Annotated in this window: 18 protein-coding genes; 11 read left to right on the top strand and 7 right to left on the bottom strand. The window is 64.8% G+C overall.

The features are described 5' to 3' along the window. Positions 1-23: 23 nt before the first annotated feature. From G3545_RS23755 to G3545_RS23735, 5 genes are all read right to left on the bottom strand, one after another. The gene (locus G3545_RS23755) at positions 24-1,118 is read right to left on the bottom strand and encodes an ATP-binding cassette domain-containing protein (protein WP_170016300.1); all 1,095 of its coding nucleotides are present in this window, start codon (positions 1,116-1,118) and stop codon (positions 24-26) included. 44 nt (positions 1,119-1,162) lie between these two features. Then, positions 1,163-2,041: a carbohydrate ABC transporter permease gene (locus tag G3545_RS23750; protein ID WP_170016298.1), complete on the bottom strand. Its 879-nt coding sequence runs from the start codon at positions 2,039-2,041 to the stop codon at positions 1,163-1,165. 3 nt (positions 2,042-2,044) lie between these two features. Further along, positions 2,045-3,070, bottom strand: a complete 1,026-nt coding sequence (locus G3545_RS23745) for a sugar ABC transporter permease (protein ID WP_170016296.1) — start codon at positions 3,068-3,070, stop codon at positions 2,045-2,047. Between the two features lie 119 nt (positions 3,071-3,189). After that, positions 3,190-4,716 carry an extracellular solute-binding protein gene (locus G3545_RS23740; RefSeq protein WP_170016294.1) on the bottom strand — a complete coding sequence of 509 codons (1,527 nt, stop codon included), beginning with the start codon at positions 4,714-4,716 and terminating at the stop codon, positions 3,190-3,192. 343 nt (positions 4,717-5,059) lie between these two features. Beyond that, positions 5,060-6,496, bottom strand: a complete 1,437-nt coding sequence (locus tag G3545_RS23735; protein ID WP_246702548.1) for an MFS transporter — start codon at positions 6,494-6,496, stop codon at positions 5,060-5,062. 138 nt (positions 6,497-6,634) lie between these two features. Here G3545_RS23735 and G3545_RS23730 point away from each other — a divergent pair, with 138 nt between their 5' ends. Next, complete coding sequence (locus G3545_RS23730) at positions 6,635-7,531, top strand: LysR family transcriptional regulator (protein ID WP_170016289.1); 897 nt, start codon at positions 6,635-6,637, stop codon at positions 7,529-7,531. Between the two features lie 9 nt (positions 7,532-7,540). Here the strand turns inward: G3545_RS23730 and G3545_RS23725 are convergent, their stop codons facing one another. Further along, positions 7,541-8,368: an oxidoreductase gene (locus G3545_RS23725; RefSeq protein ID WP_170016287.1), complete on the bottom strand. Its 828-nt coding sequence runs from the start codon at positions 8,366-8,368 to the stop codon at positions 7,541-7,543. 86 nt (positions 8,369-8,454) lie between these two features. On the opposite strand from G3545_RS23725, the gene G3545_RS23720 reads away from it, so the two are divergent. From G3545_RS23720 to G3545_RS23700, 5 genes are all read left to right on the top strand, one after another. Beyond that, positions 8,455-8,877: a MerR family transcriptional regulator gene (locus G3545_RS23720; RefSeq protein WP_170016285.1), complete on the top strand. Its 423-nt coding sequence runs from the start codon at positions 8,455-8,457 to the stop codon at positions 8,875-8,877. Positions 8,878-9,028: 151 nt separating this feature from the next. Further along, positions 9,029-10,135, top strand: coding sequence for a M23 family metallopeptidase (locus G3545_RS23715; RefSeq protein ID WP_170016283.1), 1,107 nt, complete (start codon positions 9,029-9,031; stop codon positions 10,133-10,135). A 171-nt stretch (positions 10,136-10,306) separates the two neighbouring features. Beyond that, complete coding sequence (locus G3545_RS23710) at positions 10,307-14,041, top strand: PAS domain-containing protein (protein ID WP_170016281.1); 3,735 nt, start codon at positions 10,307-10,309, stop codon at positions 14,039-14,041. Positions 14,042-14,241: 200 nt separating this feature from the next. Next, positions 14,242-15,372 carry a multicopper oxidase domain-containing protein gene (locus tag G3545_RS23705; RefSeq protein ID WP_170016279.1) on the top strand — a complete coding sequence of 377 codons (1,131 nt, stop codon included), beginning with the start codon at positions 14,242-14,244 and terminating at the stop codon, positions 15,370-15,372. A gap of 44 nt (positions 15,373-15,416) precedes the next feature. Then, positions 15,417-16,580, top strand: coding sequence for a metal transporter (locus G3545_RS23700; protein WP_170018253.1), 1,164 nt, complete (start codon positions 15,417-15,419; stop codon positions 16,578-16,580). A 103-nt stretch (positions 16,581-16,683) separates the two neighbouring features. On the opposite strand, the gene G3545_RS23695 is transcribed toward G3545_RS23700, so the two are convergent. Beyond that, positions 16,684-17,490 carry a MetQ/NlpA family ABC transporter substrate-binding protein gene (locus G3545_RS23695; RefSeq protein ID WP_170016277.1) on the bottom strand — a complete coding sequence of 269 codons (807 nt, stop codon included), beginning with the start codon at positions 17,488-17,490 and terminating at the stop codon, positions 16,684-16,686. 428 nt (positions 17,491-17,918) lie between these two features. Here G3545_RS23695 and G3545_RS23690 point away from each other — a divergent pair, with 428 nt between their 5' ends. The 5 genes from G3545_RS23690 (at position 17,919) to G3545_RS23670 (ending at position 22,288) form a co-directional block, all read left to right on the top strand. Next, on the top strand, positions 17,919-18,119 hold the full coding sequence (locus G3545_RS23690) for a hypothetical protein (RefSeq protein ID WP_170016275.1): 201 nt from the start codon (positions 17,919-17,921) through the stop codon (positions 18,117-18,119). A 149-nt stretch (positions 18,120-18,268) separates the two neighbouring features. Further along, positions 18,269-19,309, top strand: a complete 1,041-nt coding sequence (locus tag G3545_RS23685) for a methionine ABC transporter ATP-binding protein (protein WP_170018252.1) — start codon at positions 18,269-18,271, stop codon at positions 19,307-19,309. Next, a complete protein-coding gene (locus G3545_RS23680) occupies positions 19,299-19,964 on the top strand; it encodes a methionine ABC transporter permease (RefSeq protein ID WP_170016273.1) in 666 nt (221 codons plus the stop codon). Before G3545_RS23685 ends, G3545_RS23680 begins: the two co-directional genes overlap by 11 nt. Before the next feature lie 112 nt (positions 19,965-20,076). Beyond that, the gene (locus tag G3545_RS23675) at positions 20,077-20,859 is read left to right on the top strand and encodes a MetQ/NlpA family ABC transporter substrate-binding protein (protein ID WP_170016271.1); all 783 of its coding nucleotides are present in this window, start codon (positions 20,077-20,079) and stop codon (positions 20,857-20,859) included. Positions 20,860-20,914: 55 nt separating this feature from the next. Continuing rightward, a complete protein-coding gene (locus G3545_RS23670; RefSeq protein WP_170016269.1) occupies positions 20,915-22,288 on the top strand; it encodes an LLM class flavin-dependent oxidoreductase in 1,374 nt (457 codons plus the stop codon). Positions 22,289-22,291: the final 3 nt, after the last annotated feature.

Raw genomic sequence — 22,291 nt, 5'->3', positions numbered from 1 at the left:
ATGACGTTGGCATTCGCACGACCTCAGAAATAAGCCCGCCCCGTCTCCACCGAGAAGGCGTGCCACTTCTCGCGGTTCACGGTGAGATAGCAGGCATCCCCCGGCGCGCCGGCGAATTCGGTGGAGGTCTTCACCCGCACCCGCGCATCGGAGAGCTGGACGTCGACCAGCATGTCGCCGCCGAGCAGTTCGGTGATGAAGATGCTGCCCTCGATGCTCGGGCCTTCCGGCTTCACCAAAGTGATGGCCAGGGCATCCGGCCGCACGCCCATGCGCACCGTGCCGGCATGGCCGGCGGCATCGAGCGTGGCCGTCTGCGCCGCGGTGACCGGAATGGTGAAATTCGGATGCGCGAACACCAGCGCGTCGTTCTCACGCCTCACCTGACAGGTGAGGAAATTCATCGCCGGCTCGCCGACAAAGCCCGCCACCCAGGCATTGACCGGGGTGTTGAAAATGTCGCGCGGCGTGCCCCATTGCTGGAGCTCGCCCTCATACATCACCGCGATCTTGTCGGCCATCGACAGCGCTTCCAGCTGGTCGTGAGTGACATAGATCATGGTGGTGCCGAGCGAGCGCTGCAGGTGCTTGATCTCGCCGCGCATATGGGCGCGCAGCTTGGCGTCGAGATGGGCGATCGGCTCGTCGAACAGGAACAGTTTCGGCTCGCGCACGATGGCGCGGCCAATGGCGACGCGCTGCTTCTGCCCGCCGGACAATTCCTGCGGGCGGCGATCGAGCAGATGGTCGATCTCCAGCAACCGCGCCGCGCCGATGACGCGCTCCTTGATGGTCGCGGCATCCATGCCCCGCAGCCTGAGCGGATTGGCGATGTTGTCGAATACGCTCTTGTGCGGATAGAGCGCGTAATTCTCGAACACCATGGCGATGTCGCGATCCTTCGGCGCGAGATCGTTCACCCGGTGGCCGTCGAACAAGATGTCGCCGGCGCTGATGTGCTCGAGCCCGGCGAGCATGCGCATGGTCGAGGACTTGCCGCAGCCGGAGGGGCCGAGGATGCTGACGAAACTGCCGTCGGCGCATTCGATATTGAGGTCCTTCACGGCGGGCGTCTGGCCGTAATATTTCCAGACATTGTTGATCGATATCGACGCCATGGTTCCTCCGGAGTGTTCCTGAGCGGCGGGCGAACCGCCGGCTGTTATTCCTTCACCGCGCCCATGGTCAGGCCCGTCACTAGATAGCGGCGGATGACAAGGCCGAGCAGCATCATCGGCAGCGTGGTGACGACACCGGCGGCCATGATCGCGCCCCACTGGATGTTCTGCGGCTGCACCAGTTCGCGCGTCGCCACGGGAAGCGTCTTCGCTCCGCCCGAGCCGATGATGGCGGCGAACAGGAAGTCGTTCCAGGCGAACAGGATGCACAGCACCACGAAGGCGCCGATGCCGGGTGCCACCAGCGGCAGGATGGAGCGGAACGCCTGGAAGCGGGTTGCGCCATCCACCATCTGCGCTTCCTCGATGGCGTAGGGCACATTGTCGAAGAAGCCCTTCAGGATCCATATGGCGAAGGGCAGATTGAAGGTCGAATAGGCGAGGATCAGCCCGGGCAGCGTGCCCACCAGTTCCAGCGAGCGGAAGATCGCATAGAGCGGCACCATCACCGCGACCACCGGGGCCATGCGGGTGGAGATGATCCAGAAGAACAGGTCACTCTTGCCGCGGAAATCGATGCGCGACAGGCTATAGGCCGCCATCGAGCCGAAAATCACCGAGACGATGGCCGAGCCGCCGGCCGCCATCAGGCTGTTCAGCATGTATTGGCTGAAATTGCCGTCGACGAACAGGCTGACATAGTGCTTCAGCGTCGGGGTGAATTGGAAGAACACCGACACCCCGGCCCAGTCGCCGACCGCCGGTATCTTGAACGCCTCCAGCAGATCCTTGAAGGAGGACATGAACATGATGAAGATCGGCAGCAGCGTCCAGACCAGATAGAGCCCGATGAACACCGCCGAGAAGATGTTGAAAGCCTTGGTGAATCCGGATTCGTAGCGAACGACTTCGCGCGAGGCCATGGCTCAGCCCTTCTTCACTTGCGGCCGGTCGAATACGCGGACCAGGATCATGCCGAGGATGATGGTCACCACCAGCAGCGTGAGCGCGATCGCTGCGCCGCGGCCGAGCTTGAAGAATTTGAACGACACCTCGAACAGATAGATCGGCAGGATCTTGGTCGAGTTCGCCGGCCCGCCACCGGTGAGCACCAGCGCGGAATCGATGAAGCGGAAATTGTCCATGAAGCGCAGCAGGAAAGCGATCAGCAGGACGGGGTAGAGGTTCGGCAGCGTCACCGAGATGAAGTTGCGGAACGGCGAGGCGCCGTCGACCATGTTGGCCTCCAGCTGATCCTGCGGCACGCGCTTGAGGCCGGCGAGCGTGATCAGCGTGATCAGCGGCGTCCATTGCCAGACATCGACGATGACGATGCCAAGCATGGCGGTGCTGGTGCTGGCAAGGATCGAAGCGCCGCCGAGGAAGCCGAGGCTCTGGAACAGCCAGTGGTACCAGCCGAACGTGCCATTATAGAGGAACAGCCAGACCAGGCCGGCGACCGCGGGCGCCATCATCATCGGCATCAGGAAGGCGGTGACGAGGAATTTCTCGAACCGCGAATTATTGATGATCACCGCCAGGAAGATGCCGATGCCGAGCTGCAGCGACAGGCACATGGCGCTGTATTTCATCAGCAGCACCCAGCCGTCGAGATAGCGCGAGTCGGTGAACAGCCGGGTGTAATTGGCGAAGTCGTTCCACTCCGAGGTGCCGATATCGGCATCCTGCAGGCTCATGATGATGAGCCAGAAGAACGGATAGAGCGAGATGAAGGCGAGGATGATGATCGCCGGCGCCATCAGATAGAAATAATAGCGCTTGGAGGCGGTTGGATTGAGCTTCGTCGGCGCCGTGGCGGTGGCTTCGAGCGGCCGCGCTTCGACCTCGGTGGACACCGCGCGGACCCGGAACAGCTTGTCCGCCTTGTCGGTGGGGACCGGAACGCCCTCTGCGCGGCGGGTCGCCATCTGCACCGCTGTCATCTCCACCATGATGATTGCGCACTCCTGAGCCGACTTGAAGATGCCGCGCACGGCACCCTTCGGAGACTATGACGCCGGCGGCGCGAACGGGTGCCGCCGGCGTCGCTGAACAGGATGGGAAGAGCGGGTCAGACCCTGTTCAGATTATTGAGCTGCGACTGGAGCGATTTGGCCGTCTCCTCCGCCGACTGCGAGTTGGAGAGCAGCTTCTGCGTCTCCGAGGCGATGAGCGTGTGGTACTCGTTCGCTTCGGGGATCTTTGGGCCAAGCACGAAATGCGGGTCCTTGATGCCGTAATCATAGACGGCGTCGAAGGTCAGCGCGTTCGGCATCTTGGTCGGGCGCTGGCGCGCCGCCTTGACGTCGGGCAGCGCGACCACCGACTTGCGGGTCGGCGTGCCGCCGAGGCCCTTGAGCACGTCGTACTGGATGTTCTTCGAGGTCGACCAGATGGCGAAGATATAGGCCGCGCGCTGCAGGTCCTTCGAGGCGTTCTTGTTGATGCCGATGCCGCCAATGCCGCAATTGCAGCCATTGACTGCCGGCCCGCCATTGGTGATCCAGCTCGCCTCCCCTTTCGGGCAGGGCGCATAGCCGGTCTTGCCGCCCGAGGCGCGCGACTTGGTCGGATCCTCGATCGACGCAGCAAACTCGTGATACTGCACCTGCATCGCGATGTTGCCGGACTGGTAGACGCTGTTCAGTTCCAGCGTGCCGTTGGCGAGGTTGTCCGGGTGCGAGACGTCGGCGAGATCCTTGAACTTCTGCAGCATCAGGATCGACTGCTTGTCGCCCCAATTGGTCTTGCCGGGGGTCTTGCTGCCGATCTTGTCGTCGATCGGGAAGTCGATCCAGCGGCCATGGGCGAACATCACCCGCTGGATGTCGAGCTGCGTCGTCCAGGCGAAGGTGCCCTGGTGCTGGGCGTAGCCATAGGGCACGTCCTTGCCGCTCTCCTTCAGCTTCTTGAAGAAGGTGGCGATGTCGAGGACGTTCTTCCAGGTCGTGTCCTTGGTGAATTCCAGCCGATACTTGTATTCGGCCTCGAAATCCTTGCCGTGCTGCTCGAACAGGTCCTGCCGGTAGAAGGTCAGCGCCACCGCAGCGTCATAGGGCAGCGCCACCACCTTGTCGGCGCTGTAATAGCGCCCGCAGGCGGTGAGGAAATTCTCGAACCAGACGTCGTCCTTGTAGCCTTCCGGGTCCTGCGGCAGCGTCGCATCGCCGAACATCGGCGAGAGGTCGACGTAATAATCCGCGAACGGTGCGCCGATCGGCTTGTCCTGTACGTAGTTCAGCACATAGTCCGCCTTGCCGCCGCGCAGATCGATGCCGACCTTCTGCTGCACCACCGGCAGGTCGTCGGTCATGATCTCCACGGTGATGCCGGTGAGATCGTAGAATTCCTTGATCTTGTCGCGGATGGCGAAGGATGGCGGGGTGTTCTCCGACATGAACACCAGCTTCGAGCCGGAATACTGCTTCCACTTGGCGTCGTCGGACGAGGCCGCCTGGACCGGCGTGCGCATGATGACGGAGTTGAGGCCGACACCCAGCGACCCAGCGCCGAGCAGTGAGGCCGCGCCGCCGCCGAGCTCAAGGAATTTACGACGGTTGATGCGCGTATAAAGGGCGTTCTTTGGCGTATAGAACATTCATTCCTCCCCACCGGACGGGTCTGTCGCCCGCTCCGGATTATCGCTCTTGTTTCCTCTACTTCGGCACAGGCGAGCGCGCCGTCGCCTCCCGGGAACGACGCGATTTTCAACTGGGGCGACTGCGGTTTTTGTTATGCAGCGGTCCGCGCGTGTTGGAGAAACCATAGCCGCAGGGCGGAGGTTTTGTAAATTATTTTTTTCTCGAAACGACTTATCGTGGTCGACCTTATACAGGCCAGATTCCGCAGCATTGATATTGCTTGTCTTTTGTCTGGATCAAGTTTTCAGTCGCTTGGTCCGGCGCATATTTCGGCAAAGGGACGCCGTCTTTGGAAATCTCTTACAAGAACGCGCGGCGGTAGATTCCGGCCGCGATGCCGAGCGCGACGACGATCAGCGCCGCCGCGAGAGCGAACGTCACCTGCATGCCGGAGGCAACCGCTTCCGGACCAGCCGTCGTGATGTCGGCGGTCATCGAGGCGAGCGCGAACACCGCGCCCATGAGCGATGCACCGGTGATCAGCCCGAGATTGCGCGACAGGCTGAGCATGCCGGACATGACACCCCGCTGGTCCGCTTGCACATCCATCATGACGGCGGTGTTGTTTGCGGCCTGAAACAGCTGATAGCCGGGGGTCAGGACCGCGATGGCGGCAACATAGCCGGCGACGCCGAACATCGCCGGGAGCACCGATAGGGCAACGGAGCCGGCCGCCATCGCGGTGAGCCCGACGACGACCACGAACGGCGCGCCCGAACGGTCGACGATGCGACCCGCCGGCACACCGCTCAGTACCGATATGATCGGGCCGATCGACATGACGATGCCGACAAGCGCCGCGTCGAGCCCGAGCGCACGCGAGAGATAGAATGGCCCGACCACGAGCGTCGCCATCATCACGGTCGAGACCAGCGCGCTCATCGCGAGGCTCGCGCGCAGTGCCGGATCGCGGAACATCGTCAATCGGATCAAGGGCGACGGGGCTCTCGCCTCGGCAAACACGAAGAGGGCTGTTCCGCAGCCGGCGGCCACCAGCAGGCCGACATTGAGCAGGCCGAAACTGCCGCGCCCGATCGTCATGGCGAGTGCATAGGCCGCAAGCGTGAGCGCCAGCAGCAGCGTGCCCACGTGATCGAAGCCGGCCCGATCGGTCTTCGGCCCCCGCCGATCGAGCGGCAGATAGCGATCGGCGAGCAGCAAGCCCAGGAGACCCAGCGGGACATTGACGAGGAAGATCGCCCGCCAGCCGAGGCCAGCGATCAGCACGCCGCCAAGCGATGGTCCGAGCGCGGTGCCGATCGCCGACATCGTCCCGAGCAGCCCCATGGCGCTCCCCAGCCTGGCCTTCGGAACCGTCTCGCCGACCAAAGCGATGGCGAGCGCCATCATGATGGCCGCGCCGAGGCCCTGCACGGCCCTCGCGGCGATCAGCAGCCCGAGCGAGGGCGCGAGGCCGCACAGCACCGAGGCCATGGTAAACAGGGCAATTCCGACAAGCAGCAGCCGGCGGCGGCCGATGAGATCGCCGAGCCGTCCGACGCTGACGATCAGCGTGGTGATGGCGAGGAGATACGCCAGCACGATCCACTGCACCTGCTGGAACGAGGCGTCGAACGCCAGTGCCATGGTCGGCAGGCCGACATTGGCGATGCTGGTGCCGAGCGAGGCCAGCAGCATGGCGAGCGCAAGGCTGGCGAGCGCCCACCGGACAGCAGGCGTGCGTTCCGCACTTTCCGCCGTGGCTTCGTGCGGCACTGCATTGATCGGCTTCAACATGAACTCCGTTCGCCGGCGCCCCCGAAATGGAGCTGCCGGAAACCTAGTCCTGCACCAGACATGGCGGAACGCGCAGCATTTGCAGCTTATTCGTGCGTCTGACGCCACATCACGATCAAACTGTCCTATGGTCGACGCATGTCGCATCCCGATCTCAATCTGCTGGTCACCCTCGATGTGCTGCTCACCGAAGGCAGCGTGGCGCGCGCCGCGACAAGGCTACGGCTGAGTCCGTCGGCGATGAGCCGCGCCCTGGCGCGCTTGCGGGAAGCGACCGGCGATCCGCTCCTGGTCCGGGCCGGGCGCAGCCTGGTGCCGACACCTCGTGCGCTGGAACTGCGCGAGCGCGTGGGCCAAATCGTCGAGGACGCGAGAGCCGCGCTGCGTCCGGCCACGACGCTCGACCTGACACGGCTGGTGCGGACATTCACGCTCAGGAACCGCGACGGCTTTGTCGAGAATTTCGGGCCGGACCTCATTGCCCGCGTCAGCGAACAGGCACCACGCGTGCGGCTGCGCTTCGTGCCGAAGCTGGACAAGAACAGCACGTCACTGCGCGACGGCAGCGTCGACCTGGAAACCGGCGTCGTGGGAAAGACGACGGGTCCGGAGGTGCGTGCGCAGGCACTGTTCCGTGATCGGTTCGTCGGGGTCGTGCGCATCGGGCACGCGCTGAGCGAGGGCGAGATCACGCTCTCGCGCTATGCGACCGGTCGGCACATCAGCGTTTCGCGGCGCGGCCTCGACAAGGGACCGATCGACGAGGCTATGGAACCTTCTGGGCTGAAGCGGGAGATCGTGACGGTGGTCGGCAGCTTTTCCGAAGCCCTGGCCCTGGCGCGTGCCTCCGACCTGATCGCCAGCGTTCCGGAACGCTACACGGGAAACCTGCGCGATGGACTGCACAGTTTCCCGCTGCCGGTCGCAATACCGGACCACACCGTGTCGATGCTCTGGCACCCCCGGCTGGATGCCGATCCCGCGCATCGCTGGCTGCGCGGGTGCGTTCGCGATGCCTGCACGGCGATGCGCTGAAGGGCGGCCTCACCGTTCCTGTTGTGACATGCGCCACATCAGCCGGTCCTGCATGCGATCAGGGAGCAGGCGGCCGATCAGCAGGAACCAGCGCGCTCCGCCGCCGGCCGGATAGCGCGTGCGCGGCCGCCGGGCCGTCACCGATGTGGCGATGATATCGGCGACCACGACCGGCTCCGAGGCGAGATTGGATGTGCCCGCCCATTCGTGCATCTTCGCATGACGGCGGGCATAGGGGGCATAAGCGCTCTCGCCCGACATGCGCAGCAGGCTTTCATGGGCAATGCCGCCCCATTCGGTGCGGATGGCGCCCGGCTCGATGACGATGACGTCGATGCCGAACGGGATCAGCTCCATGCGCAGGCAGTCGCTCAGGCCTTCCAGTGCGTATTTCGTGGCGTGATACCAGGCGCCGAACGGCTCGCCGCTCTTGCCGCCGATCGAGGTGACATTGACGATCTTGCCGGATTTCTGTGACCGCATCATCGGCAGCGTCAGCTGGATCAGGCGGGCGGCGCCGAACAGATTGACCTCGAACTGGCGGCGACCTTCCTCGAGCGGCACATCTTCCAGCGCGCCATAGGAGCCATAGCCGGCATTATTGACCAGCACGTCGAGCCGGCCGGTCTCGCTTTGGATGCGCTCCGCCGCGGCGACGATCGAGGCGTCGTCGGTGAGATCGAGCGTGATCAGCCGCGCCCCGGCGCTCGCGAGGCCCGCCATGCGGTCGATCCGGCGCGCCGCCGCATAGACGATATAGCCATCCGCCATCAAACGCTTCACGGTCGCCTCGCCAATGCCCGACGAGGCCCCCGTCACCAATGCCGTCCTGTCCATTCACGCACGCTCCACATAAGAGGGAGCAGGTTCTATAAGTCTGGACCAAGGTCCATGGTCAAGGATGCGGTGAGGGAGATGACGGCATGCTGATCTCGGAGTTCGCACGCGCGACCGGGCTGAGCACGGACACGGTGCGCTTCTATATTCGCCGCGGCCTGTTGGCGCCGGACTGCAATGGCAAGGGCGGGCGCAATCCGTACCAGATCTTCACCGCAGAGCACGTGCAGACGGCGCGGCTGATCCGCATGGCGCAGTCGCTCGGCATGTCGCTGAAGGAGATCGCCCTGATCGGTGAGGAGCACCGCACCGGCGGCATCAGCCGCGAGCGCAGCATCGAAATCATGAGCGACCAGCTCGCCCGGCTGGAGCGCAAGGCCGCCGAGCTGGACGCGATGGCCGGTTATCTGCGCGCCAAGCTGGCCTGGCTGAACGGAGGCGAGAAGGGACCGGAACCGGACTTCGCAGCCTATGTGAAGGGCGGCGATGCACCGAGTTGCCACGCTTAGCGGCAGGCTGGTCGGGCGGGCAAGCCGCGCTCCATTCAGCCGCTTTATTAAGTTGTGTGGTACTTAGTGAAGGATCAGTGGATGGTTCGGCGGATCTCCATCTGGCAGCCGGGTGCAACAGATGCGCATTTGTCTCGCATTGGCAGCTGTCTTGGTCCTCGCGTCCGGCGCCTCGGCCGCGGAGTACGGCCGGCCGGCTGCGATCCTGGTCAGTCCGATTCACGAGGCCCAGACCGTCCGCGGCGACGATGGCATGGACCACGTCGAATACGAACTTCTCGTCGTCAGCGTGTTCCCTGAGCCGGTGACATTGTCGAGCGTTACCGTGCTCGATCCCGCCGGCAAGGAACTGATGCGGATCGAAGGGAATGGCCTTGCCGCCGCGACCCAGACCCTGTTCGCGAAGACGGCGACGCCGGTCATTCCCGCCTCTGCCGCGGTCTCGGTCGACGTAGACCTGATCCTGCCGCCCGACACGGCGCCGGCAAAGGTCAGCCACCGGATCGCGTACACGCTCGCGGCGGACTCACAGCTCGCTCTGATGATCGGCAACCCTGAGGTCGATGGCCCAGACGTCGCGATCAACCGCCAACCGGCCATCGTGATCAAGCCGCCCCTTGCCGGGAACGGCTGGTTCGCCACCAGCGGTTGCTGCAAGCCCAACGTCCACAGGGATCTTCGAATCTCGATAGACGGCCGCCGCATCGAGACCGCCGAAACCTTCGCAGTCGACTGGGCCCGGGTCAGGGACGGCAGAATCTTCGATGGCGACGGCAAGAAGGTCGAGCAGCATTATGCCTTCGGAGCGGACGTCCTCGCGGTTGCCGACGGGACTGTCGTATCGGTCCAGGACGGCATGACCGACGAGGCGCCGTTCCAGTCGATGATCCCGAAAAGGATCTCGGACTATGGCGGCAATCATGTGATCCTCCAGATCGCCCCGAATGTCTTCGCGCTCTATGCGCATCTGCATCCGGGCAGCCTCACGGTGAAGGTCGGCGACGCGGTGAAGGCCGGGGCGCCCATCGCAAGGATAGGGAACACCGGCCCCTCCGAAGGCCCGCATCTGCATTTCGGTCTCGCGGACAAGCCCGATTTCTTCACTGGGCGAAGCCTGCCGTTCGTCTTCGACAATTTCACATTGGTCGGCACGGTGGATATGGCCGCCTCAGAGGGCGATCGACTGGTGATCTCGCCGGGTTCGCGGCAGGTTCGGTCCGCATATCCGCTCTATGGCGGCATCCAGAATTACCCCTAGAGCCGCACCTTAACGCGCGAGCGGCGCCAGTAGAGATCGGAGCCGCTCCCCTCGACCCTGGCAACGGCGGCAGAAGTCGGCTCAATAGCTCAACCACTTGGCAGCCGCCATTCGATGGCCGGTTGTGCTAGCATCCGGCCAATACTGCGCTGCCGCGTGATGGGGAATGCCATGACGACGCTGCGGGAACAGGCCAGGAATGTCACCGTGGCGCTGGATCAGGCGCTACAGGGCGAGCCGGGCACGTTCGACGCCGAGGGCGCTGCGGCGATCATCGAGAAGGCGCTGAGGGGCGCCGCCCGTGCGCAGGAAGACAAGGCGCGCCGGCAGCTGAAGGAGGCCGAGGCCGCAGCCTCGGAACGCCTGGCGCAGCTGCTTAGCTCATCGCCCGCGGTGATCTACAGCTTCAAGGCCGCCGACGATTTCGCCCCGACCTTCGTCAGCGACAACATCCGGAATGTATTCGGCTACGAGCCGGCCGAATATCTCGAGGACGCCTCCTTCTGGAGCGACCGCGTCCATCCGGACGACCTCGCCCGGGTCGAGGAGGCGGTCGCGAAATTCTTCCAGAACGGCGTCCACGCCGTGGAATATCGCTTCCGCCGCAAGGACGGCACCTATTGCTGGGTGAGCGATGAGCAGCAACTGATCCATGGCCGGAACGGCAAGCCGCCGGAGATCGTCGGATCCTGGAGCGACATCAGCGCGCGAAAGCTCGCCGACGAGGCGAGGCAGGCCGCGCATGCCCGCCTCGCCCAGTTGCTCGCGAGCTCGCCGGCGGTGGTCTACAGCTACAAGGCGGCAGGCGATTTCGCCCCCACCTTCATCAGCGAGAATATAAAGGACTGGCTCGGCTACGAGCCGCGGGAATATCTGGAAGATCCGGACTTCTGGCGACGCTGCGTGCACCCCGACGATCTGGCGGATGCCGAGGCGACCTCCTTCCTGCTGTTCAAGAACGGCCGCTGCACCTTCGAGTACCGGTTCCGGAAGAGGAACGGCGCCTATTGCTGGGTGGTCGACGAGCAGCGCCTCATTCGCGACGCAGCCCGCCAGCCGGTCGAGGTGGTCGGCTCCTGGGCCGACATCACCGAGCGCAAGGACGCGGAAGCCGCCGTAGCGGCCGCCCACCAGCGGATCGAGCATCTGCTCGCGCGCTCCCCCGCGGTGATCTACAGCTTCAAGGCATTCGGCGACTATGCGCCGAGCTTCATCAGCCGGAACCTGAAGGATCTCCTCGGATACGACCGCGAGGAGTATCTCGCCACAGCCGACTTCTGGCGCGCCCGCGTGCATCCCGAGGACAGCGAGCGCATCCTCGGCGAGTATGAGCGGCTGTTTGCCGAGGGGCACCTCAGCGTCGAATACCGCTTCCGCAAGAAGGACGGCACCTATTGCTGGATCAGCGACGAACTGCAGCTGATCCGCGACGAGGCGGGCGATCCGCTGGAAGTGGTGGGCTCGTGGAACGACATCACGGCGCGCAAGCAGATCGGCGAAGCGCTGGTGGCCGCGCAGGATCGCATCGGCCGCCTGCTGTCGTCAGCACCTTCGGTGATCTACAGCTACCGGGCGAGCGGTGATTTCGCCCCCACCTTCGTCAGCCAGAATATCCGCGAATGGCTCGGCTATGAGCCGCGTGAGTATCTCGAGAACGCCGATTTCTGGCGACGCTGCGTCCACCCCGACGACCTCGTCGCGACCGAGGCGGAATCCGTGCTGCTCAACAAGACCGGCCGCCATACATCCGAATATCGGTTTCTCAAGAAGGACGGCACCTATTGCTGGGTCAATGACGAGCAGCGCCTGATCCGCGATGAGAGCGGGCAGCCGGTCGAGGTGGCCGGTTCATGGAGCGACATCACCGAACGCAAATGCGCGGAAGAAGCCGCGAAGGCGGCGCACGAGCGGATCGAGCATTTGCTCTCGAGTTCGCCGGCGGTGATCTACAGCTTCAACGCAACCGGCGACTACGCACCCACTTTCATCAGCCAGAACGTCAAGGATCTGCTCGGCTATGAGCGTGAGGAATACCTCAACAATCCCGACTTCTGGGAGAGCCGCATCCATCCGGAGGATCGTCCGCGCATCCTCAAAGCCTATTCCCGTCTCTTCGAAGAGGGACGCCTCAGCAGCGAATATCGTTTCCGCAAGAAGGATGGCAGCTATTGCTGGGTCAGCGATGATCTGCAGGTGATCCGGACCGAGGACGGCGAGCCGGTCGAAGTGGTCGGCGCCTGGAGCGACGTCACGCAGCGCAAGCAACTCGGCGAAGCCCTGGCTGCGGCGCAGGAGCGCCTCGTTCACCTCCTGGCTTGCGCCCCGGCAGTGATCTACAGCTTCAAGGCAAGTGGCGACTTTGCACCGACCTTCATCAGCGAGAACATCCGCGACTGGCTCGGCTACACACCGCAGGAGTATCTCGAACATCCCGACTTCTGGCGACGCTGCGTGCACCCGGAGGACCTCCCGGGCGTGGAGGCCAAGTCGGTCGCACTGTTCGAGAAAGGTCGCCACACCATCGAGTACCGGTTCCTCCGGAAGGACGGGGCCTATTGCTGGGTGATCGACGAGCAGCATCTGATCCGCGACCGGGACGGAGAGCCGGTCGAGGTGGTAGGTTCGTGGAGCGACGTCACGGCGCCGAAGGAAGCAGAGATCGCGTTCCGCAGGAGCGAGCAGCGCCTGAGCGACGCCATCGAGTCGCTTTCGGAGGGCTTTTCCCTCTACGACGCGCAGGATCGCCTGATCATCTGCAACAATGTCTATGGCGAGCTTCTTTATCCGGGCCTCGGTACACCGACGCCCGGCACCTCGTACGAGGCGCTCATCTCCAACGCGGTGAAGCGGGGGCTCGTGGAAGATGCCAAGGGCCGGGAACCGGAATGGATCGCCGAACGCCTGGCGAGGCACCGCGAGCCAGGCGAGCCGCATACGCAGCGCCGCGCCGATGGCCGCTGGATCCAGGTGAGCGAGCGCAAGACGACGGAGGGCGGCACCGTCGCCGTCTACACCAACATCACCGAGATCAAGCGCGCCGAGGAGGAGTTGCGCGAGGCCAATCGCAAGGCGGCGCTCGCCAACCAGCTGGTGAGCGAGCAGAAGCGGGAACTGGAGGTGCTCTCGACCAAATTGTCGAAATACCTGTCACCGCAAGTCTATTCATCGATATTCAGCGGCCGGAGCAGCGTCGAGATCGCCTCGAACCGCAAGAAGCTGACCGTGTTCTTTTCGGACATCGCGGACTTCACCGCGACCACCGATAGCCTTGAATCCGAAGAACTGACGTCCCTGCTCAATGACTATCTGACCGAGATGTCGCGGATCGCGCTCGAACACGGCGCGACCATCGATAAATATATCGGCGACGCGATCCTCGCCTTCTTCGGCGATCCGGAAACGCGAGGCGTCCGGGAAGACGCTTTGGCTTGCGTCAACATGGCTGTCGCCATGCAGCGCAAGATGCGGGATCTCCAGTTCCAATGGCGCGATGCTGGCCTGGAAAAGCCGTTCCAGCTGCGCATCGGCGTCGGCACCGGCTACTGCACGGTCGGCAATTTCGGCAGCGAGGACCGCATGGACTACACCATCATCGGCGGCCCGGTGAACCTGGCGTCCCGCTTGCAGTCCTTCGCCGAGCCCGGCGGCATACTGCTGAGCCACGAGACCTATTCTCTGGTCAGGGATGCCTTTCTGACCGAGGAGCGGCCTCCCGTACAGGCCAAGGGCTTCAATGAGGCGGTCCGCAACTACGCTGTCATCGACCGGCCGGACGAAGTGCAGCAGCCGGACAGGGTGATCCGCGAGGAACAGGCCGGGATGCGGATCTTTCTCGATCTGCAGAAGCTGGACAGGGCGAGCGCGGTCCGCACCCTGAAGAGCATGCTGTCCCGGCTTGGGGAGTAGCGGGGGAACACCTACGGTCGCGCTCAGTGTCGCAAGCAAGTGCGGCCCGTGAACGCGATCTCCGATCTGCGCCTCAGCCTGCAAACCCCGCCGGACCTCGCGGCCGGCCCCCAGCCTTGTCCTTACGTCATTTAGCAATGGTCAACAGGCGCAGCCCATGCTACGTAACTGCAACTCATTCGCATTTGCAGGAGTCGCCTATGGTTGAAGCGGCAGCTTGGTTGCGCGAACGGCTAAGCCGACGCGTGGTGCTGGCAGGTGGGCTGGCGGCGGCTGGCAGCACGGCGATCTGTGCGAGCGGTGCTTCCGGACAATCGGAACACGCCATGCATGCAGGCGCCGTGGTCTCCGATGCAAAACCTGCCCCAGCTCATCTCGAAGCGCACGGGGCAATGATCACGGTGGGCGAGGTCGACGATGCCCGCAACGGCTTCGATCCGGCCAAGCTCCTGACCGACTGGGACACCGGCACGGTATCCCGGCTACCGGACGGGCGGACGCTCAGAACTTTCGAGATTGTCGCCGAGGACAAGGAGATCGAGATCGCCCCCGGCGTGATGTTCCCGGCCTGGACCTATAATGGCCGGGTGCCCGGGCCCTCGCTGCGGGCGACCGAAGGCGACCGGCTGAAGATCATCTTCAGGAACCACGGCTCGCATCCGCATTCCATGCATTTCCACGGCATCCATGCGGCGCGCATGGACGGCGTTCCGGGCGCGGGCCTCATCGGTCCGGGCGAGGAATTCGTCTACGAGTTCGACGCGAAGCCCTTTGGCTGCCACCTCTATCATTGCCACGCGCTGCCGCTGAAGCGGCACCTTCACAAGGGCATGTATGGCGCCTTCGTCATCGATCCCGATCCCGCCCGCCATCCCGAGCATGAGGCCGTTGCCCGTTCGCGTCTGCTCGGCACGCCGGAGAATGCCGGATGGCAGGAGTTCGTGATGGTGATGAATGCTTTCGACACCAATTTCGATGGCGAGAACGAGGTCTACGCCGTCAATACGGTGGCGCACGCCTATGCCAAGAAGCCCATAAGGATTCTGAAGGACAAGCCGGTTCGCGTCTACCTCGTCAACGTGATCGAGTTCGATCCGATCAACTCGTTTCATCTTCATGCGAATTTCTTCGACTACTACAATCAGGGCACGACCTTGACGCCGACGCTGAAGACCGTCGACCTCATCACCCAGTGTCAGGCCGAACGCGGCATCCTTGAGTTCCACTTCAAGGAGCACGAGCCCGGCCTCTACATGTTTCACCCGCATCAGTCCGAGTTCACCGAACTCGGCTGGGTCGGCATGTTCGATGTCGTGGAGGCGGTGTCGTGAACGAAGCTGTCCGGCCGGGCTCCGCCGCCACGACGACGGTTCCGATCGGCCGCTCCGGCCGAGCCGCGTTGTTCTGGATCATTGTCCCGCTCGCTGTGCTCAGTCTGGCGGTCGCCTGGCTGATCGCCGCCGACCCGTTGTCGGGCTTCCGCAATGGCGCACCGCCGGTCGAGAAGCTGACCTTCGAACGCACGATCCTGGGCGCGGATGGGATCCGCCTCCTGGTCCGCGCCGGCGGCTCGCAACCCATGACGATCGCGCAGGTCCAGGTGGACGATGCCTATTGGCAGTTCACACAGGCCCCGTCGGGGCCGATCGCCCGTGGCGCCACCGCCTGGATTCAGCTGCCCTTCCCCTGGGTGGTCGGCGAGGCGCATGCCGTCAAGATCGTCACCAACACCGGCACCACGTTCGAGCATGAGATTGCCGTCGCCGTCCCGACGCCAACCGCCGATTCGATGAGCCTCTTGTCCCAGGTTGCCCTTGGTATCTTCGTCGGCATCCTTCCCGTCGCCATCGGCCTCATGTTCTATCCCGCGCTCCGGGGCATCGGCCGGAATGGCATGGCCTTCCTGCTCGCTTTGACGATGGGGCTTCTCGCCTTCCTGCTGGTCGATGCCGTGGAGGACGCTCTCGAACTCGCCGGCGAGGCAGCGGCCCTGTTCCAGGGGCCGGTGATGGTCGTCCTCGCCGCGACCGCCAGTTTCCTCCTGCTGATGGCGGTCGGCCGTCGCCATGGCACACCGACCGGGCTGGCGCTCTCGACCTTCATCGCGCTCGGCATCGGCTTGCACAATCTCGGCGAGGGGCTAGCGATCGGCGCGGCTTTTGCTTCGGGAGCAGCGGATCTCGGCATCTTCCTGGTGCTCGGCTTCACGCTGCACAACATCACGGAAGGCATCGGCATTGCCGCTCCGATCCTGAAGGTGCGCCCGCCGCTTTGGGCCTTCGTGGGCCTCACGCTGCTCGCAGGCGGGCCGGCGGTCGCCGGCCTGTGGGTCGGCAGCCTCGCCTATGCGCCGCAATGGTCGGCGCTTGCGCTGGCGATCGGTGCCGGCGCCATCCTGCAGGTGATCGTCGAAGTCGGATCGCTGCTCATGCGCGGCAGCGGCGAGAAGCCGGGTTCCATCCTCACGCCGGCCACCATGACCGGGCTCGCAGCAGGCGTCGGGCTGATGTACGTGACGGCGATGCTCGTCAAGATCTGAGCGCAGTTGGAATGGTTGCGCGGCCGCGATTTGAACCTGTGACGTCATAATCTCATGACCGGGCTCGTCCCGGCCATGAGATTCTCATGAAGAAGTCCGCGGCTCACCAGGCCGGCAGGATGGCGCCCTTGAAGCGGGTCTCGAGGAACGCCTTCACCTCCGGCGACTGATAGGCGTCGACCAGCTTGCGGATGGCGGGCTTGCTCTCGTCACCGGCGCGGACCGCGACGAAATTGCCGTACGGGTTCTCGGTGCGGCTCTCCTGCACCAGCGCGTCCTTGCGCGGATCGAGCTTGGCACCGAGCGCGTAATTGGTGTTGACCACGGCGCCGTCGAGATCGGGAAGCTGTTTCGGCAGCAGCGCGGCGTCGAGTTCGCGGAACTTCACCTTCTTCGGATTGTCGGTGACGTCGAGCACGGTCGGCTGCAGGCCCTTGCCCGAAGCGAGCTTGATCAGGCCGTTGGCGGCGAGGAGGTTGAGCGCCCGCCCGCCATTCGAGGGATCGTTCGGGATGCCGATCTGCGCGCCTTCAGGCAGATCCTTGAAGCTCTTGTGCTTCAGCGAATAGAAGCCGATCGGCTCGACGATGGTGAAGCCCGCAGGCACGATCTTGTAGCCCCGCGCCGCGATCTGCGCATTCAGATAGGGCTGGTGCTGGAAGGCATTGGCGTCGAGATCGCCGCGCGACAGTGCCTCATTGGGCAGCGTGTAGTCGGAGAAGGTGACGATCTGGATCTCGAGCCCGTCCTTGGCCGCGACCTTCTTCGCCACCTCGGCGATCTCCTCCTCCTCGCCGCCGATGACGCCGAGCTTGACCTTTTCGGCGGCCGCCGCGGGCAGCGCGACCGCAAGCGTGGCAAAGGCGGTGGCGGCGGCGAGGCCGAGCCAGCGCCGGGATATGTCAGACATGTGTTCTCTCCCGATTGTGCGGCGCATCGCGCTGCGTCGACCCAGCACAACCGGCGAACGAAGAATAGTCTATTGAATTTATGGAATACTACCTATGCATATTTGTTGGGCGCCACGCTCAGGCAATGGGCAGATTGGTGCGATTCCAATAGTCTACTAATTCAGTTGACATTTCGCCAGAGCGCCTGTAGTGCTCGTTCTGTCGATGGTGGCGCCGGTAGGTGCCGCCATGACCGCGGGATTTGAAACCCGGCAGCTTGCACCGCGTCACCCTTGCTAAAGCGCCACGAGCGATGTCGTGGTCGGGCTAATCAGGAGCTGAACCATGACTCAATCGTGTTGTACCCGTCCCCGCCGGCCTTGAGCCGCCTCTCGCTTTCCATGTAGAGCCGTGCCGGATCGCACATCCGGCCTTCGGGACGAATGCAATGACCTCTTTCTCCATTGACGCGCGCCATGCGTGGGCCGACGCGCATGTCGAGCCTTCGATCGACGATATCCTGGCCGATCCCATCATCCATCTGGTGCTGCGCCGCGACGGCCTGACGCCGGGCGCCGTCAAGGCGCGCCTCGACCAGGAACGCCGGCGCCTCGGTTTCCTGCCGCAGGAGCTCGGCCGTGCGGCTTGACATGACGATCGGCAACGGACTTCGTCGCTGATGCCATGTCCCAGCACACCGCCACCTTCGTCGCCGCCCCGCCGGCAACGCTGCTCCCGCCATTCGCCGCGGTGCCGTCGACAACGGCCGCACGCCGCGCCACCAATGGCGACCGCGCGATGATCGTGCTCGACGATGTCTGGAAGACCTTCCCGGCGCGCGGCGATGATCCGGCGGTGGACGCGTTGAAGGGCGTGTCGCTGGCGATCCCCCGCGGCGAGATCTATGGCGTGATCGGCCGCTCCGGCGCCGGCAAGTCGACGCTGATCCGCACCATCAATGGGCTGGAACAGCCGAGCCGGGGCGATGTGCTGGTCGACGGCATCGCCGTCAACCGCCTCGATGATAGCGCGCTGCGTGCCGAGCGGCGAAAGATCGGCATGATCTTCCAGCACTTCAACCTGCTCTCCTCGCGCACCGCCTTTGCCAATGTCGCGCTGCCGCTCGAGCTCCTTGGCCTGTCCCGCCGTGAGATCGACCGGCGGGTGACGCCGCTGCTGGAACTCGTCGGCCTCACCGACAAGCGCGACCGCTACCCGGTCGAGCTCTCCGGCGGCCAGAAGCAGCGCGTCGGCATTGCCCGCGCGCTGGCGACCGAACCCAACGTGCTGCTGTCCGACGAGGCGACCTCGGCGCTCGATCCGGAGACGACGCGCTCCATCCTCGCTCTGCTCGCCCGCGTGAATGCCGAGTTGGGCGTCACCATCGTGCTCATCACCCACGAGATGACGGTGATCAAGGAGATCTGCCACCGCGTCGGGGTGATCGATGCTGGTGCCATCATCGAGGAAGGGCCGGTGCACGAGGTGTTCGCCCATCCGCGCACCGCGACCGCCCGCTCCTTTGTCGGCAGCCTGCCCGGCCGCGAATTGCCGCCGGCCATCGCCGCGCGCCTCGGTGCGCCGGAGGCAGGCGCCTCGCAGACCGTGCTGCGCCTGACCCTGACCGGCGAGGCGGCGACGCGTCCGGTGGTCACGCAGCTCGGCCGCGGGCTCGGCATCGATGTGACGCTGCTCGGCGGGCAGATCGACAGCATCGGGGGCGAGCCCTTCGCCCTGCTGTTCGTCGGCGTACCGACTATGAACTGGTCGAGCGGCGCGGTCGCCTCCGCCCTCGCCTCGCCCGACATCGTGCTGGAGGTGATCGGCCATGTCGCCTGAGCTCATCGGTCTCATCGTCGATTCCACCCTCGAGACGCTCTATATGGTCGGCATCGCCGCGCTGCTCGGCACGGTGCTGGGCCTGCCGCTCGGCATCTTCCTCGCCACCAGCGGCAAGGGCGAATTGTTCGAGGCCGTCGCGCTCAACAAGGCGCTCGGCGTCATCGTCAATGCGACGCGCTCGACGCCCTTCATCATTCTCGTCGTCGCCATCATCCCCTTCACCCGGCTGATCGCCGGCACCTCGATTGGTACCACCGCCGCCATCGTGCCACTCACCCTCGCCGCGACGCCCTTCATCGCCCGCATCGTCGAGGCCGCGGTCCGCGAGGTCGACCACGGCCTGGTCGAGGCGTCGCTGGCGATGGGCGCGACGCCACTGCAGATCGTGCGCAAGGTGCTGATTCCCGAAGCGCTGCCGGGGCTGGTGCTGGGCATCACGCTGGCCATTGTCAGCCTGTTGTCCAACTCCGCCATGGTCGGCGCGGTCGGCGGCGGCGGGCTCGGCGATCTCGGCATCCGCTACGGCTATCAGCGCTTCATGCCGGAAGTGATGCTGATCGTCGTCGTCGTGCTGATCGTGCTGGTGCAGGCGGTGCAGAGCTTCGGCGAGACGCTGGCGCGGCGGGTGAACCGGCGGCTGCGCCGCAACTGATATCGGCCGAAGCTGATCGACATTTTCCCTCTCCCCATCGGGGAGAGGGAGAAGCCCGCCGCCACGACGTGCATTCGCAACTCACGAGTCAGGTTCCAAGGACACGGGTCCCATGAAGCTCCAAGGTCTCCTCCTGCTGGCGGGCCTGCTCGCGGCCGCCTCCCCGGCGCCGGCCGCGGAGGTCGTGCGGATCGGCGTCACTCCCGGCCCGCATGCCCAGATACTGGAAGCGGTGAAGCCGATCGCCGCCGCCAAGGGGCTGGAGATCAGGATCATCGAGTTCTCCGACTATGTGGTGCCGAACCAGGCGCTCGACGCCGGCGAGATCGAGGCCAACTCGTTCCAGAACCAGCCTTATCTCGACAACCAGAAGGCCGATCGCGGCTACAGGATCGAAAGCGCGGCGCCCACCGTGAACTTCCCGCTCGGCGTCTATTCGAAGAAGTGGAAGAGCTGGGCGGAAATCCCCGACCGCGCCACCATCGCCATCCAGAACGACCCGACCAATGGCGGGCGCGCGCTCCTGCTGCTGCAGGATCGCGGCGTCATCAAGCTGCGCGAGGGCACCGGCTTCAAGCCGACGGTCGTCGACATCGTCGACAACCCGAAGAAGCTCCGCTTCGTCGAGCTCGACGCCGCGCAGACGCCGCGCTCGCTGGAGGATGTCGACGCCGCCAGCATCAACACCAATTACGCCGTCTCCGCCGGCCTCGACCCGACCAGGGATCCCATCCTCAAGGAGGATGCCAAGGGGCCCTACGTCAATCTGATCGTGGTGCGCACCGCCGACAAGGACAAGCCGTGGGTGAAGACGCTGGTCGAGGCCTATCACTCGCCGGAGGTGAAGGCGTTCGTGCTGGACAAGTTCAAGGGTTCGGTGTTGCCGGCCTGGTGAAGCCGCGCGACGGGTGCGATACGGTGCCCGACAATGCCCGAGGGAGCACGCCAGGATGGCCCGCGAGATCAGGCTCAACGCCTTCGCCATGAACTGCGTCGGCCACATGTCGCCCGGGCTGTGGACCCACCCGCGCGACCGATCGAGCAACTATAATCGGCTCGACCACTGGCTCGATCTCGCCCGCACCCTGGAGCGCGGACGCTTCGACGGGCTGTTCCTCGCCGATGTGCTCGGTGTCTATGATGTCCATGGCGGCACCGCCGACGCCGCGCTGCGCCATGCAACGCAAGTGCCGGTAAACGATCCGCTGCTGCTGGTGCCGGCCATGGCGGCGGTAACGACGCATCTCGGCTTCGGCGTCACCTCGACGCTGTCCTACGAGCCGCCCTTCCCCTTCGCCCGGCGCATGTCGACGCTCGACCATCTCACCGATGGGCGCATCGGCTGGAATATCGTCACCGGCTATCTCGACAGCGCCGCCCGCGCCGCCGGCCGCGAACGGCAGACGGCGCATGACGACCGCTACGATGTAGCCGACGATTATATGGAGCTGGTCTACAAGCTGTGGGAAGGCAGCTGGGACGATGACGCGGTGCTGCGCGACCGCGCCCGCGGCATCTTCACCGATCCCGCCAAGGTGCGGCGGGTGAAGCATGACGGCCCGCATTTCAAGCTCGACGCCATCCACCTCGCCGAACCCTCGCCGCAACGCACGCCGGTGCTCTACCAGGCCGGCACCTCGCCGCGCGGCCGTGCCTTCGCGGGAAAGCATGCCGAATGCGTCTTCATCTCCGGGCCCTCGGCCAAGGTGATCGCGCCACGTGTCGCGGCGCTGCGCGCGTCGATCCGTGATGCCGGGCGCGATCCGGGCGATGTGCTGATCTTCAGCATGATGACAGTGATCCTGGGCAGCACCGACACTGAAGCCGAGGCGAAGCACGCCGAGTATCGCCGCCATGTCAGCCATGAGGGTGCGCTGGCGCTGATGTCCGGCTGGACCGGAGTCGATTTCTCCACCTACGACCTCGACCAGCAGATCCGCCACGTCGAGAGCGAGGCCGGCCGCACCGCCATGGACAATGTGAGCCGCGCCGATCCCGACCGCATCTGGACGGTGCGCGAGGTCGCCGAGCATGTCGGCATTGGCGGCATCGGCCCGCTATTGGTCGGCGGGCCGGAGCGTGTCGCCGATGGCATCGAGGCCTGGGTCGAGGAGACCGGCGTCGACGGCCTCAATCTCTGCTACGCCGTGCTCCCCGAGAGCTTCGAGGATGTCGCCGACCTGCTGGTGCCGGAGCTGACCCGCCGCGGCCGCTACAAGAGCGACTACCAGCCCGGCACGCTGCGCGAAAAACTGTTCGGCCACGGCCGCGCGCGGCTCGTACCGCCGCACCCGGGTGTGGTTCATCGCCATGGGGCGCGCTGAAGC

The organism is Starkeya sp. ORNL1, assembly GCF_012971745.1.
In the GTDB taxonomy this organism is placed as follows: Bacteria; Pseudomonadota; Alphaproteobacteria; order Rhizobiales; family Xanthobacteraceae; genus Ancylobacter.
The sequence above is the reverse complement of the archived record's forward strand: the minus strand, read 5'-3'. Positions and strand labels throughout refer to the sequence as shown.

What these genes read in the sequence shown, in the direction of transcription:
- G3545_RS23750 (WP_170016298.1), bottom strand. Translation starts at nt 2,041, where the DNA reads ATGGCCTCGCGCGAAGTCGTTCGCTACGAATCCGGATTCACCAAGGCT.
- G3545_RS23745 (WP_170016296.1), bottom strand. Translation starts at nt 3,070, where the DNA reads ATGGTGGAGATGACAGCGGTGCAGATGGCGACCCGCCGCGCAGAGGGC.
- G3545_RS23735 (WP_246702548.1), bottom strand. Translation starts at nt 6,496, where the DNA reads ATGTTGAAGCCGATCAATGCAGTGCCGCACGAAGCCACGGCGGAAAGT.
- G3545_RS23680 (WP_170016273.1), top strand. Translation starts at nt 19,299, where the DNA reads ATGTCGCCTGAGCTCATCGGTCTCATCGTCGATTCCACCCTCGAGACG.
- G3545_RS23705 (WP_170016279.1), top strand. Translation starts at nt 14,242, where the DNA reads ATGGTTGAAGCGGCAGCTTGGTTGCGCGAACGGCTAAGCCGACGCGTG.
- G3545_RS23690 (WP_170016275.1), top strand. Translation starts at nt 17,919, where the DNA reads ATGACCTCTTTCTCCATTGACGCGCGCCATGCGTGGGCCGACGCGCAT.
- G3545_RS23710 (WP_170016281.1), top strand. Translation starts at nt 10,307, where the DNA reads ATGACGACGCTGCGGGAACAGGCCAGGAATGTCACCGTGGCGCTGGAT.
- G3545_RS23730 (WP_170016289.1), top strand. Translation starts at nt 6,635, where the DNA reads ATGTCGCATCCCGATCTCAATCTGCTGGTCACCCTCGATGTGCTGCTC.
- G3545_RS23740 (WP_170016294.1), bottom strand. Translation starts at nt 4,716, where the DNA reads ATGTTCTATACGCCAAAGAACGCCCTTTATACGCGCATCAACCGTCGT.
- G3545_RS23725 (WP_170016287.1), bottom strand. Translation starts at nt 8,368, where the DNA reads ATGGACAGGACGGCATTGGTGACGGGGGCCTCGTCGGGCATTGGCGAG.
- G3545_RS23755 (WP_170016300.1), bottom strand. Translation starts at nt 1,118, where the DNA reads ATGGCGTCGATATCGATCAACAATGTCTGGAAATATTACGGCCAGACG.
- G3545_RS23670 (WP_170016269.1), top strand. Translation starts at nt 20,915, where the DNA reads ATGGCCCGCGAGATCAGGCTCAACGCCTTCGCCATGAACTGCGTCGGC.
- G3545_RS23695 (WP_170016277.1), bottom strand. Translation starts at nt 17,490, where the DNA reads ATGTCTGACATATCCCGGCGCTGGCTCGGCCTCGCCGCCGCCACCGCC.
- G3545_RS23720 (WP_170016285.1), top strand. Translation starts at nt 8,455, where the DNA reads ATGCTGATCTCGGAGTTCGCACGCGCGACCGGGCTGAGCACGGACACG.
- G3545_RS23685 (WP_170018252.1), top strand. Translation starts at nt 18,269, where the DNA reads ATGATCGTGCTCGACGATGTCTGGAAGACCTTCCCGGCGCGCGGCGAT.
- G3545_RS23675 (WP_170016271.1), top strand. Translation starts at nt 20,077, where the DNA reads ATGAAGCTCCAAGGTCTCCTCCTGCTGGCGGGCCTGCTCGCGGCCGCC.